This window comes from Spongiibacter tropicus DSM 19543 (genome assembly GCF_000420325.1).
GTDB lineage: Bacteria > Pseudomonadota > Gammaproteobacteria > Pseudomonadales > Spongiibacteraceae > Spongiibacter > Spongiibacter tropicus.
In genome coordinates, this window is record NZ_ATUS01000001.1 from 1,265,374 (window position 1) to 1,282,901 (window position 17,528).

The following is a 17,528-nucleotide window of genomic DNA, read 5'->3' on the forward strand; positions in this document are numbered from 1 at the left end:
AGTCGCCGCGGTATCAGCGCGGATAGTGGATGCGAAATTCGCTGCCGCTCTCCCCGTCGCTGCGCAGGCTGATTTGCGCACCGTATTCCTCAAGCAAGCGTTTGACTGCCGCCAGCCCCACACCCAGCCCTGAGGAATCGAAGTGTTCAAACAGACCGAAGACCCGCCGCTGCCGCGAGCAGGGAATACCCCGGCCATTATCGCGAACCAATAGCCCTTGCCCCTCACTGGCGGGCAGCGCGGCAATCTCGATATGGGGTGGCTCTGCGCTGCGAAACCGCAGAGAATTGACGATCAGTTCAGTCAGTACATATTCCATGACTTTCGACGGCAGGGGCGATTCGGGTAGCTGCCCGCAGCTTAGCGTGGCTTTCGCAAGCTCGAGTTCATCGCACAGCTTCTCCCGCACGTTCCCGACAAGCTCGGTCACATTCGACGACGCCTCGGACTCTGTCATCGGCAACTGGCAGTAGCGCAGCAAGCCGGCATTGAGCAACGACACCTTGTCGCTGGCTACGCAGATTTTATCCAGCCACTCTCGCTGGTCTGCACGCAAATTATCCGCCTCGCGTGTTTTGAGCCGGTGCCCGTATACATTGATCACTCGCAGCGGCTCAATAAAGCCTTCGGTACTGGCCCGCGACATATCCTCCAGCGCCTGATTACTGGTGGTGAGCTTGGCATTCGCCTGCTCGAGCAGCGTCTTGGTCAGACGCGCCTCGGCCAGCTCGGCCGTTCGCTGATCGACCAGTGCACGCAGGTCTGCCGACAATTTCTCAACCTCCGCCTGCTTGCGATGGTTTTCGGCGACTTCCGCCTGCAGCTTCTGATTCAGCTCCCAGAGTTGGGACGTACTGGGCAAGGCCAGTGCCTTGGGCAACAGCGGCCACACCACGATCGCCGTGCCCACCGACACCACCGCGGTAATGGCCTTGATCGTTCCACTGAGCCAGTAAGCGCCGTACCAGACGTTAAGGATATTCACCATATGGGTGGCACCACAGGCAAAAATGAATAACGCGAACATCACAAAGATGTAGTTAAACTTCAGATCGTCGCGGTGGCGAACCAGATAAATCAGCGCAATGGGAATGGTCAGGTAGGAAAGGCTGATCAGCGTATCGCTGGTCACATGCAACCAAACCAGCGAGTCGTTCCACAGATAGCAGTGGCCATGGGGCGGCATTTCCGGCCCCAGGATACTCCGCCAGAAGTCATTCATTTCTGTGTTATGTGCGCTGTGCTCAGCCAAAAGAAAGCAGCCCCTAGTGTACTGTCATTATTGTTCGCCGCATTTTCTCGTAGTGGGTGGCTGGGCAGTTATTGGGTCAATTACCTACATCAGCTGCGCTTAACGAGAGCTTGGCCGGATGACTGCTGTCGCCCTCCGGATGGCAAGCGGTGACATCAGCATAGCACTGCTGGATGACCGGCATATCCGCATCGAGGTCTCCGCTGGGCAGACAGGGCTCACCAAAACCGACCTGTTTGCGGCCATAATCCAGAAACACCGGCACCACCGGCACCTGCGCCCCCGCAGCAATATGATAGAAACCGCCCTTCCAGCGAGGCACCGCCTTGCGCGTGCCCTCAGGCGCAATGATCAGCACCATATCGTCGGTACCCGCAAAGGTCTCCGTCATCTGCTGAACAACGTTATTCTGGCTGCTGCGATCCACCGAAATCCCGCCCAGCCAGCGCATCAGGCTGCCCAGCGGGCCGACAAATACGCTGTCCTTGACCATGAATCGCGCTTGCCGCCCCAGTGCAGCCCCCAGGCCTACCATCAGGAAAAAATCCCAATTGCTGGTATGTGGCGCCACAACCATCACATATTTCCGCTCGGCTGGCGGCTGAGTGGAGAACGTCCAGCCTGCCAGTCGAAACCCGCCCTGAAAGAGGACGCGAATTAACCAGAGAATACGAGGGTAACTGCAAACGGTTTTGCGCTGCGCAGGTAAAGCTGAAGATGAGTGCATGATGGACATCGTTATTATTGGCTTTTAACACCCCGTGCGGCCACCGGCGACCGTCACAAGTCTCACGCGGCACCCTTGCCCCTTCCGGGTGGCACCGCTATGCTCGCCAAGATAACACATAACAGGCAAGGCGTGACGCAGCACTGTCGACTCACACTCGCCCTTACCGGAGATCTTCGTGTTCAGAATTCGCGCCCTGTTTTACAGCATTTGCGTCCTGCTGCTTGGCAGCCCATTTGCGAGCGCTGCCGACGTCAACATCGCCGACCTTACCGTTAACCCTGCCGATGCCGGACACAGCCGCGACAATCGCGAGACATTAAGCTACTTCGGCATGCAGCTTTACTTTGACGACCGCGACGACCTGCTGGACAAGGCGCTGGAGCTCAAAGAGGAAAGCGAGGCCCTGGAAGCGCGCTCGCGAGGCTTTCTGTTAATTCCTGGCGACGAACAGGATCTGGTCGCCGCCCTGGAGAATCTCGACGGCGCGATCACCAGTTTGCGTGGTGAACTGGACTTCGTCTTCGCCGGCAAGAAAGACAGTCCCGCCCACTATGTTATGGGCACAGAATTACGTGGCACCGCGCGCTTCTACTATGATCCGGGCGATGAGCAACGGCTGCGATTCGCAAGCATTACCGGCCTGTTCCGCCCTCTGGACCTCGAGTCGTACATGGATGTCGCAGGGGTGATGCACAGCCATTTTGGCCTGAATCTGCATTATCAACTGGAGAACTTCGGCCAACTGGAAATCGGCGTACTCGCCAAGCTTCAGGTCATCAGCCTGCTGGATCGCCGCATTGACTACAACGACTATGAACGCGGCGATGTCTTTGACTGGGGCACCGACATTAAAAATACCGTGCAGCCCAATATCGATCTTGGGCTTCGCAAACAACTGGGACGCGTGGGGCTGCAACTGGTCATCAGTGACCTTTACACCGACACGCTACGAGGCCACAACGGCCACCGCTATCGCCAGCGCAGCCGTATTCAAGCCGGGTTCGACTACCGCCGCCACTGGGGCAGCCTGCAGATTATGGGCGATGTTGTGCCACGCCCACGTTTTGGTGAAGTTTCTTCTCGCCGGGATATTCGCGTAGATGGCAGCCTGCGAATGACACGCCGCTGGGACCTGCTGCTGGGCTACAACGATGTGCAGGAGCACTACGAACGCAATACCGGCAGCGCCGGGCTGCGCTACACCCTGGGCCGATCGCTGCGTTTTGACATCAGAGGAACCGCCGCGGGTAAACGCGAACTGGGCTTCCAGCTCGGCCTGCAAATGCCGCTGTAGCCCGCGCTGCTCTCAGGCCGCCTCGCGACGGCCACTCACCTCAACCACCTGCGCTTTGGCGGGAATATGACTCATCGCATGCTCGGTCAGGGCAGTGATCGTCAGCGAAGGATTCACACCGAGGTTGGCACCCAGCATCGCGCCGTCGCATACGTAGAGATTTTCATAGCCGAAAATACGATTTCGGTAATCAATGACGCCTTCCTCAGCACTGCGCCCCATCGCCGCACCGCCCATGCAATGGGCCGTGGCGGGGATATTAAACAGCACTTCGGTTAACAGGCTGCCCGCCATGCCACCAAGCTTTTCCGCGGCGTGCTGAGCAAAGTCACTGGCCTCGGGAATATACGCGGGAATACGCTCGCCGTGGCTGACCATGCGCTTGCTGAACGGCCAATACCAGCGGCGCTGGTAGCGCATATCAATATGGCCTTCCAGGGTCTGCATACACAGGAAAATCATCGTTTGCTTTGCCAAACCAAAGGGTACCAGCATGCGCAGCCCCTGCAGCGGTTTGGTCAGTAGCAGACCGAAGATCGTCTTCAGCCAGACCAGAATTCGGGCCGGGCCTTCCGTGCCGCGCGTCATCGCAGTGACCAGCATACCCATGGCATCGGAACCTTCGGGATAGCGGGTGGCCTCGATATGCGTGTGCTCATTCAGATACACACCCGAACCAATGGCAATGCCCTTGTCCATATCGGCGTCTTTCGGCAAGCGCACGCCAATCAGCGATTCGGCATTGGTTCGCACCCGTTTGCCAAGCTGGTCGGAAATCTTCGGCAATGAACCGCTGTCGCGAAGCTTGAAGAGCAAATCCTGTGTCCCCAGCGACGATGCGGCAAAGACCACCGAACGCACCTTCCAGCGGCGACGCTGCCGACGCCACCAACGCGTGCTGGATACTGCTGTCACTTCGTAACCGTCGCGGCCATCCTCGCCCCCCAGCGGCTTAACATCCACCACGCGCATCTCGGGAATAATCTCGGCACCCTGCTTCTCGGCAAAGTACAGGTAGTTTTTGTCCAGCGTATTTTTGGCATCGTAGCGGCAACCCACCATACAGCCCCCACAGCCGATGCAACTGTTGCGATCCGGGCCTTCGCCATCAAAGTAGGGGTCGCTATATCGCCTTCCAGCGGGCTCGCCCTCATCGCCGAAGAACACGCCAACTTGTGTGCGGTAGAAGCTGTCACCACAGCCCCAGTCTTCAGCGATGTCCCTCAAGGCATAATCTGCGGGCCCGAGGATGCGGTTCTCGGTAACCCCCAACATGCGTCGTGCTTCGTCATAATGGCGAGGCATTTCGCGTTGCCAGTCGGCGAGCCCGGCCCAACTGCCTTCTTCCCAGACACTGTGCTTGGGCACCAGCAGGGTATTGGCGTAGGTGACTGAACCGCCACCCACAGCATTGCCCTGTAAAATCAGCACATGGCGAAACCAGCGGATATTGAAAAAGCCACGCAACCCGAGCAGCGGGCGCCACAACCAGCGACGGAAGTTCCAGTTACTGCGAGGCAAATCTTCGGCGTGCCAACGTTTACCGGCTTCCACAACCGCTACCGAATAGCCCTTCTGAGTCAGTCTATGCGCCGACACCGAGCCGCCAAAGCCCGAGCCAATTACCAGATAGTCGACGTCAAAGTCTGTCTGCGCCATGTTTTAAACCCTTTTTTCTACGTTCCGCTGCGCGCTCACCTTGCTCGCGGCACAACTCTTGGAGATACCGTTTCGAGATACTGACAACAGCTGTTGTCACTTTACATCTGACAACACGGCATGTCAAAATTCAGCCATGCCAGAATCCGCTCCCCAACGCCGCCGCAGCTACCGCGGCCAAAGCTCCGATGCCCGCCGTGCAGAGCGGCGACAACTGCTATTGGAAGCCGCCCTCAATCTGATTGCCGAGCAAGGCTACAGCAACGCGACCGTGCGCAATCTCTGCGCGGCAGCAGGGCTCACCGAACGCTATTTTTACGAGTCCTTCAGCAACCGCGAAGCCCTACTTGGAGAGTTGTATCAGCAGCAGACGGAGATTCTGCGGGAAGCCATGCTCAGCGCCATTCACCGCAGCAACGGCAGCGCTGAACAAGCGGTGAGAGCGGGACTTCAGGCGTTTTTCGAGACCTTGCAGAACTGCCCCTCACTGGCCAGAGTGATTCTGTTTGAAATCTTTGGCGTGAGTAAAACCATGGACGCGCTGTACTACCAAGCGATGGAGGATTTCGCAGCGCTGCTCGGGGAACTGGCTCAGGTATTAGGCATCGCCCGCATTGTGCCACCTGCCAGTGATGCCATGCTCTACGCGGGCTTGGTTGGCGCCGCAGTCCAGATGGCGCGCCGCTGGGTACTGAATGACTACCGCGAGAGCCCTGACATACTTGTGGAAAGCAGTCTGCTGCTGTTCATGGCCCTGTCTGAGCAACAGGATGCGCCGCTGTCAGTCGAGCATTAACGCTCTCGTCAGTTCGTCCAGATGCTCGCTGTGCTGCTGCCAGTCTGGCATCAATTCGCTCATCAAGGCATAGAATGCGGGGCTGTGGTTCATTTCCCGCAAGTGGCAAAGCTCGTGAACAATAACCATGTCGATGCACTGCGGCGGCGCCATCATCAGTCGCGTATTCAGGCAGATCGCCCGCTGGGAACAACTTCCCCAACGCGAGCGCATCCGGCGTAGCCGCAGTGGTGGCAGTGTCGTTACCCAACTTGCCTGCGCGGCCCAAGCACTCAGACGCGCCTCCAGATGCTGCTCGGCGCGCTGGCGATACCAGCGCTGCAATGCCGCCTGAACTGCCTCTGCGCGGTGGTCGCTCACGGCGAGTTCCAGGATACGCGCGGCCTCATCCAGGCGCCCACCGCGCCCCTCGACCAACTGCAAGGTATATGTCTGCCCCAAGTAGAATATGCGGTCGCCAGATTGCTGGGGGGCACGTGGCAAGTCCTGCTGGGCGGCGCGCTCGCGGCACTGCCACAGCCAGTCCTCATGACGGCGAAGCAGGGCATCGATATCTGACTGCCGCGCCGCAACAGGCGCCCTTACCTCGACCTCTCCTCGCGGAGAAACCAATAGCGACAAGCGGCGCTGACGTCGTGGATGACGCCTGAGGCAATAGCCCAACGCGCCCGCTTCAAGCAGTATCTGACGCTGTTCCTCAGTGGCTTTCTTTACTGCCACGACTTATACGTCAGCCACACAGGGCGGGAATTCACAGATAAATACCGCACCACCGTCGGGGTTAGCTTCATAGCGGATATCCCCCCCGTGCCCTTGCATGATCGATTGTGACACCGACAGACCGATCCCCATTCCGCCCTCTTTAGAGGTCACAAACGGGCTGAAGAGCTGTTCCTCAACCTCTCTTGCCAGACCGAGGCCAAAGTCTCTCACCCTGAAACAGACATGCCCGCCAGCGGGAAAGGTACTGACCTCAACCGGACGGTGACTGCCCGCCGCAGCCGTAGACTCCATCGCATTGCGAATGAGGTTCAAGGCTACCTGCTGAATCTGCACCTCGTCGCCGTAAATGCTGGACAAGTCGCCCGCCGCCTGCAACACCACCCGCGTGCGATTGACCTTGGAGTCGACTTCGGCAAGAGCCAACACCTCTTTCAGCAGCACATTGAGATTGATTACCGACTTTGCACCCGAGGGCTTCTTCACATAGCTGCGCATGCGCTGGATCACCGCCGACGCCCGTTCAGCCTGAACCCCGATTTTGTTTAACACATCGTCCAGTTTGGCGCGCTTCTCCTCAGGCAAATCGGCCAGCAGGCGGTGTGCGACCCGCGCATAATTGGTCACGGCGGTGAGCGGTTGATTGACCTCATGGGCAATCCCGGCGGCCATTTCACCACCGGTACTCAAACGTTCGATATGGGCAAGATGCTGACGCTGCTGGTCCATTTCATTGCGCGCCTGCTCAAGCGCCCGCTGATTGGCCAGCCACTCACTGATATCACGCAACACCAGCACCGCACCGCCCTCACTGCGCGCGCTGCCACTGAGCGCAACCTGCAGGGGTTTGCCATCACGGCGCGTCATTTCCGCGTGGTTTTTGCGCAGGCTGACCCCCGCCTCGCAAAGCAGCGACAGGGACTGATTCAGGCCGTCATCGCCGGGAAAAAGATCCAGACCGAGGAGTGGTTCGCCCAGCGCATCGGCTTGAGGCCAACCCGTTAACTCAGCTGCCCGGGCATTCATAGAGCTGACGCGGCCCTCGGCATCAAGACCGAAAATCCCCTCTTCCACCGCATTCAAGATGCGCTGGTTTTCGTCCTCAAGTTCGGTATTGCGCCGCGCCAGAGCCCGCTCCAAACGCTGGAGCTTGATGTGGGTGCGTACCCGCGCCAACACTTCATCGGCCTGAAAGGGTTTGGCGATGTAATCGACCCCGCCGATCGCCAGACCGTGAACCTTGGACTGGCTGTCGGTCAGCGCCGACAGAAAAATCACCACAATATCTGCCGTATCGGGGTCTGCCTTTAATCGCTCACAGACCTCAAAACCGTCCATCCCCGGCATCATCACATCGAGCAGAATCAGCGATGGCTTGGCACGCTTTGCGGTATACAAGGCCGCCTCGCCGTCGCGGGCCGCCAGCAGCCGATACCCACTCCCTTCAAGGGTTTTAAACAACACCTGAAGGTTCGTCGGATTATCGTCAACCAGCAGAATCTGCTCTCCTCCCTGATCACGCGTCATGCAGGCTGACTCCCTCGTCCAGTCCCTCGAACAGCTGCGCCAGCCGTTCAAAATCAAATTCCCTTAACAGCCGTTCCGCCTCATCGCTCAGGGCGGACTGCTGGGGATAACGCCTGCGCAATTGCCCCAGCAATTCGCGCAATCCGGTCACATCCCCCACATCCACAGCTTCCTTGAGTTGCTGAATAAAGGCTTCCGGCAAATCTATCGCGACGCGTACCGGCGTCACCTCCACGGGCTCGTCTGCGGGCTCGACAGGCTCCGCGCGTGTCACCGTTGCTGTCGCTCGGCCGCAGAAACGCACCATGACTTTGTACAGTTCATTCATACTGATCGGCTTCGGCAGGAAATCATCGCAGCCGACCGATCGCGCTTCCGCCACCATGCCTTCATCGGTGGTGGCCGAAGCCATAACAATGTTCACATTCAGCTTCATTTCCTGCTTGATGATGCGGGTTGCCTCCATGCCGTCCATCTCGGGCATACGCAGATCCATCAGCACAATATCCGCCGGGCGTTCCTTCAGCAGCTCAATAACTTCCAGCCCATTGGCTGCCTCGCGAACATCACTGGTAATGTCATCCAACATGCCGAGCAGTACTTGGCGGTTCACCATCACATCATCGGCCACGATCACTGCCGGATTGCCTGCGATCATGTCACTGCTGAGCTCCTCGCTGCGGCGACCCGCATCGCCATCAGGCAGGCTCCCGACACGCTCAACAACAATCAGCGGAATGTGGAAGTAGAAGCAGCTACCCACGCCGACTTTACTGCGCAAGTTCAAACTGCCGCCCATCGCCTCTACCAGTCGCCGACAGATCGACAGACCGAGCCCGGTCCCCTTGCCGTCCTGCGGATTGACCTGTTTGAAGGGTTCGAATACATCGTGCAGCTTCGACTCGGGAATGCCGATACCGGAGTCCGTGACCTCGAAGTCCAGCGTATCCCGCTCATCGCGGACGAATATTTTGAGACTGACCTTGCCCTTATTGGTGAACTTGACCGCATTGTCGAGCAAGTTCACCAGCACCTGCCGCAGCTTCACCGCATCAAATTCCAATTCCTGCGGCACGCTGGTATCGATATCGATAATAAACTCCAGGCCTTTTGACTTCGCCCGGTGCCCGACGATATCGCCCACACTGGCAATCACATCGTCCAGCTTATTGGCTTCGGGCAAGATATTAATGTTGCCGCTCTCGATCTTGGCGAGATCCAGCACATCATTAATCAGATTGAGCAGGTGCTTGCCGCAACTCTCGATGGCGCGCAAATATTCCTGACTTTCTCCCGGCAGTCCCACCTCTTTCTGCAACAGCTGGGCATAACCCAATACGCCATTCAGCGGCGTGCGCAGCTCGTGGCTGACACTGGACAGGAACTGGCTTTTCGCGTGCAGGGCATCCTCTGCAGAAATGCGTGCATCGACCAGATCCTGCTCCATCCGCTTGCGATCAGTGATATCAATCATGATCCCCATCGCACGCAACGGCTGGTCGCGGTCATCGTTTTCCACCACATCGCCACGGCTGTATATCCAGCGGTAGTTCCCGGCGCTGTCGCGCACGCGAAATTCGACACTGTTACCCGTGGCCAGCCCTAACCAGCTATCGACCGCCGAGGCAATAATCTGCAGATCATCCGGGCAGGCCACTTCTTTATAAGAGCCAACGGGATGGGGTTTAGAGAGCGGCCGGTATCCCAGCGAGCGGAAAAAGCTGGGGCTCACCATGACGAGGCCAGTACTCAGATCAAGATCCCAGAGGTGATTCTGCGCCGCATCCAACGCCAACTGAAAGCGGCGCTCACTCAGCTTCAGCGCGCGCTCAGTCTGCGTACGCTTGTCGACCATGAAATTCGCGTCTTCTGCCAGGCGCTGAAATTCGGCGAATGGCAGGCGGTTGACGTCGATAAAGGTCGAGCGCTTGCTGGCGTCGGCAAAAAACTGCTGAAAGATACTGAAGCCATGAGCGCTGCGCTGCGCCAGCCAGCGAGCGGCAATCATCGAGAACAGCATCAGCCCGAAGGCGATCAGCATAATAGACAGGATATGTTCTTCGACTCGCGCCTGCAGTGCAGAGCGCTCATCCAGCAGCTTGGCATTCAGCTCGTCCAGGAAGACGGCCGACCCCAGAACCCAGCCCCAGGGTTCGTAACGACGCAGATAGGAGACCACCGGCTGCGGCTGGTCTGGCTGTTCGTTATTCGGCCAGCTCAACTCGGTGAACAGACTGTTCTCCTTGCTGTCCATGCGCCGCGCGGCTTCCAGCACACCGGGCATCGTCGTGCCGACGGCTTCGGGGTGATAGCCGTTTACTAATTGCCGCCCCGCGGCATCGACCACAAACAGAATAGAGTTGTCGGTGTCGACCGGCACCGCCGCAATGCGCTCAATCACTTCCTGCTGCACACGGCCAATTTCCGCATGCAGGTAGACACTGGCGCCGATGTAGACATTCAGAGGCTCGTAGTAATACACAAAACTGAAGTTGCGCTCACTACCACCGCGACTGCTGTCGTTCACCCGATATTCGACGAAGTCGTAATTTTTCTCTTTGGTCACCGACTTGATCTGAGCGGCAAAAGCCTTGAGCACCTTGGCATCACTCAGCCGCTTGCTGCCATCGGGATGCATCGGGGGCAGAATATCCTGCCCATCGCCGCCGAATAGAAAGAAGAAGCCGTTATTGTCGTGAAAGCTGAGGGCGCCCATGGTGGTGCGAAGCCGGTTGAGCAGCTCGCTGCGACTTTCCCCTTGAGACTCTTTGCGGGTGTTTTCCAGCAGCGACAACCCCACCGCCAGTTGCTGGCGCAGATCGTTGTATAGCTGACGGTTCAACTGCGTGCGCCGAAACTCGAGGTATTCGACGGCCTTGTCCACCTCCCGGCGCAGCAGTTCGCGGCGCGTCTCAATATAGTTATTGCGCCAATCTTCACTCTGCTCGGTATACTGCTCGTATTCTTTGGCGATCCAAATATAGCCGAGAATTGCCAGCGGAATCGCCGACAGCGCGACCAGGCTGAGCAGGTAGATTTGTACTAAACTGCGCTTCGGTTTCATGCGCACCCTATGCTGTTGTTTTAAGCCGCCATCTGGCGCATATCGCCAAAGCTTATCGGCTCAATTGGCAGTCCGCCAGTATCGGGGGGCTAAATTCGCAAATAGGCTGGTCAATGGCCCTGCGTTTCCGCTAATCTGAAAGCAATAACATCGAACGAGCAAGGACGGAATAATGACCAAAGAAGCTACTGTCTACCTGGTAGAAGACGACGACGCGGTTCGCGACTCGCTGCAGATGGTGCTGGAGTCCGTAGGCTACCACGTAGCGGCCTACTCCCGCGCTGACAGCTTCCTTGAAGAATTTTCTACCGATATGGCCGGCTGTCTCGTGCTGGACATCCGTATGCCCGGTATGAATGGTATGGAGCTGCAGCGTCAGCTGAACATGCGAAACTCGATTCTGCCCATCATTTTTGTGACTGGCCACGGTGATGTACCGATGGCTGTCGAAGCCATGCAGCGCGGCGCGGTAGACTTTGTTCAGAAGCCCTACCGGGAAGAAGAACTGCTGGGCAAAATTCAGCAGGCCATTGCCGCAGATACCGAAAACCGCGCCGAACTCGATGCCAAACACAAAATCATTGAGCGCTTGGCCGAACTGACGCCACGGGAAAAGCAGGTCATGGAGCTGATGATTGAAGGTAAAGCCAATAAGGTGATTGCCTACGATCTGGATATCAGCCAGCGTACCGTCGAGATTCACCGCGCGCGCGTTATGGAGAAAATGGGTGTGCGCTCACTGGCTCACCTGGTGCGCATGGTCATGGCCGCTGAAGATAACGGCAGCGCCCAATAATTTTACTCAACCGCGTCCTCTCAAGCATCACGACTCAGCCATCCCCACTTAGCAAGGCATCGATGCGCTCCAGCGCATCGAGCAAGCCCCCGACTGGCAAGCGCTGTCCTCGATAAAACTCTTCCGCCATCGGCGTAATACTGCAGGCACCCGGCAGTGCTTCCTCCTGCTCGATCAGAAAGCGAATGCGGGGAATAAAAATGAATTGCAGCCACTGATTAAACCGCAAGGTATCCACCGCAAATGGCTGCTCACTGCGCAGCGCTTCGACGGGGGGTGAGACCCGATCCCAGTGGCCGATGCCACGCAACTCCGCTTCAATATCTATCAGGGTGGCGGCAATTAATGCGTCGTGTTCCATCGCTATTCAATACGCTGCTGGTAGGGCGGCATTGAGTCCAGCATCTGGCGCCCGTAGCGCCGGGTCACAATGCGCCGATCAAGAATGGTAATGCGGCCGCGATCCGATTCACTGCGCAGCAGGCGGCCGCTGGCCTGTACCAGCTTGACCGCCGCATCAGGCACAGTGATCTCCATAAAGGGGTTACCGTTGTTGCGACTGATCCACTCTGCCAACGCCTCTTCCACGGGGTCTTCCGGCACCGCAAAGGGGATTTTGGCAATAACCACATGGCTGCAATACTTGCCGGGCAAATCCACACCTTCGGCAAAACTGGCCAGACCGAAAATCACACTGCCCTTGCCCTCATCCACGCGCTGACGATGCTGGCTGAGAATTTCGTGCTTGGGTAACTCCCCCTGCGCGACAATCAGACGCCGCAAAGACAGCGGCACGCCTTCCAGCACTGCATTCAGCTGGCGGCGGGAAGCGAACAGGACGAGACTACCCTCATCCTTATTCAGCAGTTCGGGGAGCATCTCAATCAGTGCCTCGGTGTGGGCCTCGGCATCCCCCGCATCGCAGGCCATGGCGGGAATGTATAACTCACCCGCCTCGGCATGCTGGAAGGGACTGGGCACCACCTCAAAACTGGCATCCTCATACAGCCCCGCCCGCATACTGAAACGCTTGAAACTGCCAAGCGCGGTCAAGGTGGCCGACGTCAGCACCGCGCCATAACAGCGAGACCACAGGGACGATTGCAAGGTTTTCGCGGCCAGAATCGGACTGCTGTTCAGCTCCATATCCATCAGGCCTTGCCCCGCTTCAACCAACGTCAGCCAGCGGGCAATGGGGGGCTTCTCCTTGCTGCTATCACTGGCGTAAGACTGCCACAGCGCCAGTATGGTCTGGCAACGAAAGCGCATGGCAGAAACATCGGCCAGCCACTGCTCCAACTCATCGCGTCGCTGCTCTAGCGTCCCCTTGTCCAACCCTTCCTGCAGCGTTTCAATCAATCCTTCCGTATGCTGAACCAGCGCACCAAATGCCGCTCGCAGCTCCCGCGCCAACGTGGCCAGCTCAGCGGGAACCTGACCATCTTCAAACCGACGCAGTTTTTTCCCCTGCCGCTCTCCGGCATCGTCGAGCAAATCCACCAATTGGCTGCGCAACGGCTGCATGCCCTCGCGCGCGGCAATCAGCAGATTGAGTAACGATTCAAACTGCCCCCGCAGCGATTTTTGCATGGCAGGTAAAGCCAAGATCGGTGCTATTGAACGCTCCGCCTGCTCCAGCCAGCGCTCGCTGGCACCCAGCCGGAAGCTGGCACTGAAATGATTAATGACTTTATCCGGCAGGTGGTGCGCCTCATCAAATACGTAGATGCACTCTTCCGGCGGCGGCAGAATCGCCCCCCCTCCCAGCGCCAGATCCGCGAGTACGAGGTCATGGTTTGCCACAACCACCTCGGCCTGCGTCATCGCTTCCCGCGCTTTGAAAAAGCTGCACTGTTTAACGTGGCTGCAACGTCGTCCGCCACACTGTGCGTGGTCAGTGGTAACGCGCTGCCACTGCTCCTCTGGCAGCACCGCTTCCCAGTTGTCGCGATCGCCGTCCCATTTACCCTGAGCCAGGTTTTCAGCAAAGTGCTTGTAGAGAGTCAGTGCGTCATTGTCCGGCGCCGCGCTGCGCTCATCGGGATACAGGGGCAACACCTGTGTGTCACCACCGCTTAATAGTTGATCAAGTTTTGAAAGACACAGATAACGTCGGCGCCCTTTTGACAGGCTCAGCGTGAACGACAGACCACTGTGCTGGAGAATATCCGGCAAGTCACGCTGCAAAATCTGCTCCTGCAGAGCGACCGTCGCCGTCGCGATAACCAGTGTCTTGTTCGCCTCGCGGGCAATGGGTATCGCTGCCAGGGCATAGGCCAGCGTCTTGCCCGTTCCGGTACCCGCCTCCACTACACAGAGGTGGTCGCCGCCACTGCGCAAATGCTCCTGATTGCGCTTGATGCCACCCAGCACCCGAGCAATATGTGCAATCATCAGGCGCTGGCCAAGCCGGGGTTTCAGCGACTTGTTGTTCAGAAACTGGCGGTAAGCCCCCTGAATCTGCGATTTCAGATCATCACTGAGCACCGACAACTCCCGGCGCGCCGGCATTAGGCATTTGCTGTCTCCTGAGCCACGTCTTTCAGACGCAACTGATTGACCAGCGGCTGTGCGTAAATTTCCAAGGCTCGACGGCGGTAATCCGGCGGCATTTTTGCGAAATGCTCATCAAACTCCGCCACCTGCTTGTCCGAAATCTCTGGCAGATCCAGCGTCCGCCAGCGTGCGTCGTCGTGCAGTCGCATATAGGCCAGCACATTGCTGCTATGCAGTGGATAATTGCCGATAATCTCGCGGTCCAGCGCGGCAGCCAGCGCCGCCGCGTCGGCGTAATCGCCCTGCATACGCGGACCAAAGTGCACATGAACACGGCCCTTGTTACCGACAATGCCAGTACCAATGCTTTTCAGATCTTCGTGTTCCGCCTTCTGGTAAGCGCCGTCGCGTTCAATCTGTACCAACTCGCGCGCCTTGGCCGCATCCAGTGGATCCCATTCATAGGAAATCGACACCGGCACCACATTCATGGCCGCCACAAATTCGGCAAAGCTCTCGCTGCCCTTGTCCTGCGACATACCGATCATTTTGATCAGCGCCACTTCCGTCGCGTCATTGCCGTCCTTTGCCCGCCCCTCTCGCTGGGCAATCCAGATAGAGGCACGCTCTTCCAGCAGAGAATGGCGTATGTAATTGGACAGCTTGCGGAAGGCTGCCAGCATCTGCCGAGGCCCCTTGGCGCTGCGCTGTACAATAAAGCTCTTGTTAATCCGCATCAGATCCGCGGCAAAGGGCTTCGACAGCAAGTTATCCCCAATCGCAATCCGCACGGTGTCCAGGCCATTGTGGTAGAGCGCGTAGTTGACGAACGCCGGGTCCAAGGCGATGTCGCGATGATTACTGATAAACAGATAGGCTTTCCCGGGCGACAGATGCTCGACACCCGACACCACAAATTCTCTCGTACTGCCTTCGATCATCTGATCCATGTAGACCTTAACGACCGACTGAAAGGCCGCAACAGAGTCCACACCAATAAGCTGTCGGCGCAGAATCCGGGAAACCAGCGGGCGTAACAGCCCCGGGAACCACCGATTAAGACGGGGCATGCGCAAGCTGGCCACCGCGGCGATCAACTCCGGGTCAATCAGCAAGCGGTCAAGAACGTCTCGAACCTCGTTATCGTGATAGGGTCGGATATCGGCAAATTCATCCATTATTCTTCATACTCAGCACACCAGAGGCCCGGCCGGGGCCACACAAACCAGCCGGGATTCTACCCCAATTACCTCCCTGATGCGTGTTCCCCATGTCAGTAGCCGCCACCGATTGCCGCAACACGCCCGCACTGCCAACTAGACATGCAAAGTCCTTCCTCTAAGCAGCCAAAATCGCTTTAATCGGGCAACCTAACGAGAAAACTACGATAACGAGGACACCCATGAGTCTGGACAACTTCTCACTTAAAGGTCGGCGCGCACTCATTACCGGCGCCTCCTCCGGCCTCGGTCATGGCATCGCCAAGGGACTTGCTGCCGCCGGCGCCGAAATCATTGCCTGTGCCCGACGCGTGGATCGACTGGAAGCACTGGTTGCCGACATTCGCCAGTCTGGCGGCAAAGCCTGCGCCGTTGCCATGGACGTCGCCAACCGTGACAGCGTCAACGCCGCTTACGACCAAGCCATCGCCGAGCTGGGGGTGCCCGACATCATCATCAACAACGCCGGCGTGGCCGACCCGAAGAACTTTCTGAAAGCCGACGAAGCCTCACGCGACTTTGTGATGAACACGAACTTCAACGGCGTGTGGAACGTCGCTCAGGAAGGCGCCCGTCGCATGGTAGAGGCGAACCTGCCCGGCAGCATCATCAACATCGCCTCTGTGTTGGCCATCATGGCACAGACGGGCCAGGCAACGTACTGCGCCTCCAAAGCCGCCGTTGCCCACCTGACCAACGTGATGTCGCTCGACCTCATGCGTCACAACATCCGCGTCAACGCCATCGCACCGGGCTGGTTTCTGACTGAGATGAACGAAGATTTCTTCGCGACGCAGGCGGGGAAAGACTACATCAGCACCATGCCGGCTCGTCGCCTCGGGAGCATCGACGAGCTGATCGGCCCCGTCATTCTGCTTGCCAGCGATGCCGGCTCCTTCATCAACGGCACCCTGCTGCCTGTCGATGGCGCCATTCGTCACAGCGCCTGAGCACTTTTCTCGAGAAAATAAGCCTTTGTACAAACAAAGGCTTGCAAGACCCAAAGGTCGTCCCTATAATGCGCGACCTGTCTTGAGGAACAAGACAACCAGTCAATTGCGGGGTGGAGCAGTCTGGTAGCTCGTCGGGCTCATAACCCGAAGGTCGTAGGTTCGAATCCTGCCCCCGCTACCAAATAGAAAGGCGAATCAAGCGTACAGCTGATTCGCCTTTTTTGTATCAATATAATAAGACGCACAAACAGTATTTGCGGCCCTCAATTACCCCTCTTTCCCCTGTGTCTCATTATCGCAGTCTGTCATCGATTCAGAAAAACCATGTGCCCTTCATTAGCCGCAATAAATTTAGTGAAGGTAGGCCATATATTTACTTTTGCGCCCATCAATAGCCATAAACGGGCACCAAACGCTTCGACACTCATAAGCCCTTCCCCAACACACTCATACAAAAAAGCCAGCCTAATGGCTGGCAATAAGAGGGCCTAGAATTACCAGGCAACACACATTTTTAATAGGAATGCAGGAAACAAGTATTACGGAGCCAGGTTTGGCGACATGCTCATCAGTATTTCCACGGGATCGACAAGAAAGCCCAGAGGAATGGCGTCGATACCGCCCGACGGACTGCCCGCCTGACCGCCGGTCAACACCGAGGTCAGTCCTGCCGTGACGTCAACCACCGGCAGCAGCACCGCATCCAGCGGGCCGTAAAGCGTGGTCAGGCCCTTGAGGGTATCGCCACCCAACAGCAGGTCAGTCAAGGGCTTTGCCATACCAAAGTTGTTCACCAGCGGCTCCGAAAGCGGATTATTGAGCAGCAAACCAGCCAGCACGGGCAGCGCCTCGCCCACGGCAACACTGGTGAGATCTGTCACCAGCCCCACCGGCACTAGGGGCGACAAATCCAGGACCGGGGCCGCCAGCAGCTTGGGGGAGTTGCCGGCAAGCACCAGCAGGGTCATTACGGTCATCAGCATTTTTTTCATTATTGTTACCTCGTCATTATTGTTAACAG

The 17,528-nt window shown here is 57.7% G+C and carries 14 protein-coding genes and 1 tRNA gene; 5 read left to right on the top strand and 10 right to left on the bottom strand.

Features of this window, described 5'->3' with window-relative positions:
* Window positions 1-13: 13 nt before the first annotated feature.
* Together G411_RS0105985 and G411_RS0105990 are read right to left on the bottom strand one after the other, a co-directional pair.
* Entirely contained in the window at window positions 14-1,222 is a 1,209-nt protein-coding gene (locus G411_RS0105985) for a sensor histidine kinase (protein ID WP_157581152.1), read from the bottom strand.
* 106 nt (window positions 1,223-1,328) lie between these two features.
* Complete coding sequence (locus G411_RS0105990) at window positions 1,329-1,979, bottom strand: lysophospholipid acyltransferase family protein (protein ID WP_037508889.1); 651 nt, start codon at window positions 1,977-1,979, stop codon at window positions 1,329-1,331.
* A gap of 178 nt (window positions 1,980-2,157) precedes the next feature.
* Between G411_RS0105990 and traF the strand changes: the two genes are divergently transcribed.
* Entirely contained in the window at window positions 2,158-3,276 is a 1,119-nt protein-coding gene (traF, locus tag G411_RS0105995; RefSeq protein WP_022958271.1) for a conjugal transfer protein TraF, read from the top strand.
* Window positions 3,277-3,288: 12 nt separating this feature from the next.
* Here traF and G411_RS0106000 read toward each other — a convergent pair whose 3' ends face one another.
* Window positions 3,289-4,935, bottom strand: coding sequence for a GMC family oxidoreductase (locus tag G411_RS0106000; RefSeq protein ID WP_022958272.1), 1,647 nt, complete (start codon window positions 4,933-4,935; stop codon window positions 3,289-3,291).
* Window positions 4,936-5,071: 136 nt separating this feature from the next.
* Here G411_RS0106000 and G411_RS0106005 point away from each other — a divergent pair, with 136 nt between their 5' ends.
* On the top strand, window positions 5,072-5,731 hold the full coding sequence (locus G411_RS0106005) for a TetR/AcrR family transcriptional regulator (RefSeq protein WP_022958273.1): 660 nt from the start codon (window positions 5,072-5,074) through the stop codon (window positions 5,729-5,731).
* Here G411_RS0106005 and G411_RS0106010 read toward each other — a convergent pair.
* Genes G411_RS0106010 through G411_RS0106020 form a run of 3 tightly spaced genes read right to left on the bottom strand, consistent with a single transcriptional unit; the run spans window position 5,717 to window position 11,042 of the window.
* Window positions 5,717-6,451: a M48 family metallopeptidase gene (locus G411_RS0106010; protein WP_084495323.1), complete on the bottom strand. Its 735-nt coding sequence runs from the start codon at window positions 6,449-6,451 to the stop codon at window positions 5,717-5,719. The two genes, G411_RS0106005 and G411_RS0106010, sit on opposite strands and share 15 nt — an antisense overlap.
* 3 nt (window positions 6,452-6,454) lie before the next feature.
* Window positions 6,455-7,978, bottom strand: a complete 1,524-nt coding sequence (locus tag G411_RS0106015; RefSeq protein ID WP_022958275.1) for an ATP-binding response regulator — start codon at window positions 7,976-7,978, stop codon at window positions 6,455-6,457.
* Window positions 7,968-11,042, bottom strand: coding sequence for a cache domain-containing protein (locus G411_RS0106020; protein ID WP_022958276.1), 3,075 nt, complete (start codon window positions 11,040-11,042; stop codon window positions 7,968-7,970). Before G411_RS0106020 ends, G411_RS0106015 begins: the two co-directional genes overlap by 11 nt.
* A gap of 172 nt (window positions 11,043-11,214) precedes the next feature.
* On the opposite strand from G411_RS0106020, the gene fixJ reads away from it, so the two are divergent.
* Window positions 11,215-11,838 (top strand): response regulator FixJ, encoded by a 624-nt coding sequence (gene fixJ / locus G411_RS0106025; RefSeq protein WP_022958277.1) that lies wholly within the window; start codon window positions 11,215-11,217, stop codon window positions 11,836-11,838.
* Between the two features lie 34 nt (window positions 11,839-11,872).
* On the opposite strand, the gene G411_RS0106030 is transcribed toward fixJ, so the two are convergent.
* Genes G411_RS0106030 through G411_RS0106040 form a run of 3 tightly spaced genes read right to left on the bottom strand, consistent with a single transcriptional unit; the run spans window position 11,873 to window position 15,512 of the window.
* Entirely contained in the window at window positions 11,873-12,199 is a 327-nt protein-coding gene (locus G411_RS0106030; protein ID WP_022958278.1) for a YqcC family protein, read from the bottom strand.
* Between the two features lie 2 nt (window positions 12,200-12,201).
* Window positions 12,202-14,349 (bottom strand): ATP-dependent DNA helicase DinG, encoded by a 2,148-nt coding sequence (dinG, locus tag G411_RS0106035; RefSeq protein WP_022958279.1) that lies wholly within the window; start codon window positions 14,347-14,349, stop codon window positions 12,202-12,204.
* Entirely contained in the window at window positions 14,349-15,512 is a 1,164-nt protein-coding gene (locus tag G411_RS0106040) for a 1-acyl-sn-glycerol-3-phosphate acyltransferase (protein ID WP_022958280.1), read from the bottom strand. Before G411_RS0106040 ends, dinG begins: the two co-directional genes overlap by 1 nt.
* A gap of 224 nt (window positions 15,513-15,736) precedes the next feature.
* On the opposite strand from G411_RS0106040, the gene G411_RS0106045 reads away from it, so the two are divergent.
* Both G411_RS0106045 and G411_RS0106050 read left to right on the top strand, forming a co-directional pair.
* A complete protein-coding gene (locus G411_RS0106045) occupies window positions 15,737-16,504 on the top strand; it encodes an SDR family NAD(P)-dependent oxidoreductase (protein WP_022958281.1) in 768 nt (255 codons plus the stop codon).
* A gap of 107 nt (window positions 16,505-16,611) precedes the next feature.
* A tRNA-Met gene (locus G411_RS0106050) sits at window positions 16,612-16,688 on the top strand.
* 358 nt (window positions 16,689-17,046) lie between these two features.
* Here G411_RS0106050 and G411_RS0106055 read toward each other — a convergent pair.
* Entirely contained in the window at window positions 17,047-17,499 is a 453-nt protein-coding gene (locus G411_RS0106055) for a hypothetical protein (protein WP_022958282.1), read from the bottom strand.
* Window positions 17,500-17,528: the final 29 nt, after the last annotated feature.

Coding starts and splice junctions, on each gene's coding strand:
- G411_RS0105985 (WP_157581152.1), bottom strand. CDS start 1,222: ATGAATGACTTCTGGCGGAGTATCCTGGGGCCGGAAATGCCGCCCCAT.
- G411_RS0105990 (WP_037508889.1), bottom strand. CDS start 1,979: ATGCACTCATCTTCAGCTTTACCTGCGCAGCGCAAAACCGTTTGCAGT.
- G411_RS0106000 (WP_022958272.1), bottom strand. CDS start 4,935: ATGGCGCAGACAGACTTTGACGTCGACTATCTGGTAATTGGCTCGGGC.
- G411_RS0106005 (WP_022958273.1), top strand. CDS start 5,072: ATGCCAGAATCCGCTCCCCAACGCCGCCGCAGCTACCGCGGCCAAAGC.
- G411_RS0106015 (WP_022958275.1), bottom strand. CDS start 7,978: ATGACGCGTGATCAGGGAGGAGAGCAGATTCTGCTGGTTGACGATAAT.
- G411_RS0106020 (WP_022958276.1), bottom strand. CDS start 11,042: ATGAAACCGAAGCGCAGTTTAGTACAAATCTACCTGCTCAGCCTGGTC.
- fixJ (WP_022958277.1), top strand. CDS start 11,215: ATGACCAAAGAAGCTACTGTCTACCTGGTAGAAGACGACGACGCGGTT.
- G411_RS0106030 (WP_022958278.1), bottom strand. CDS start 12,199: ATGGAACACGACGCATTAATTGCCGCCACCCTGATAGATATTGAAGCG.
- dinG (WP_022958279.1), bottom strand. CDS start 14,349: ATGCCGGCGCGCCGGGAGTTGTCGGTGCTCAGTGATGATCTGAAATCG.
- G411_RS0106040 (WP_022958280.1), bottom strand. CDS start 15,512: ATGGATGAATTTGCCGATATCCGACCCTATCACGATAACGAGGTTCGA.
- G411_RS0106045 (WP_022958281.1), top strand. CDS start 15,737: ATGAGTCTGGACAACTTCTCACTTAAAGGTCGGCGCGCACTCATTACC.
- G411_RS0106055 (WP_022958282.1), bottom strand. CDS start 17,499: ATGAAAAAAATGCTGATGACCGTAATGACCCTGCTGGTGCTTGCCGGC.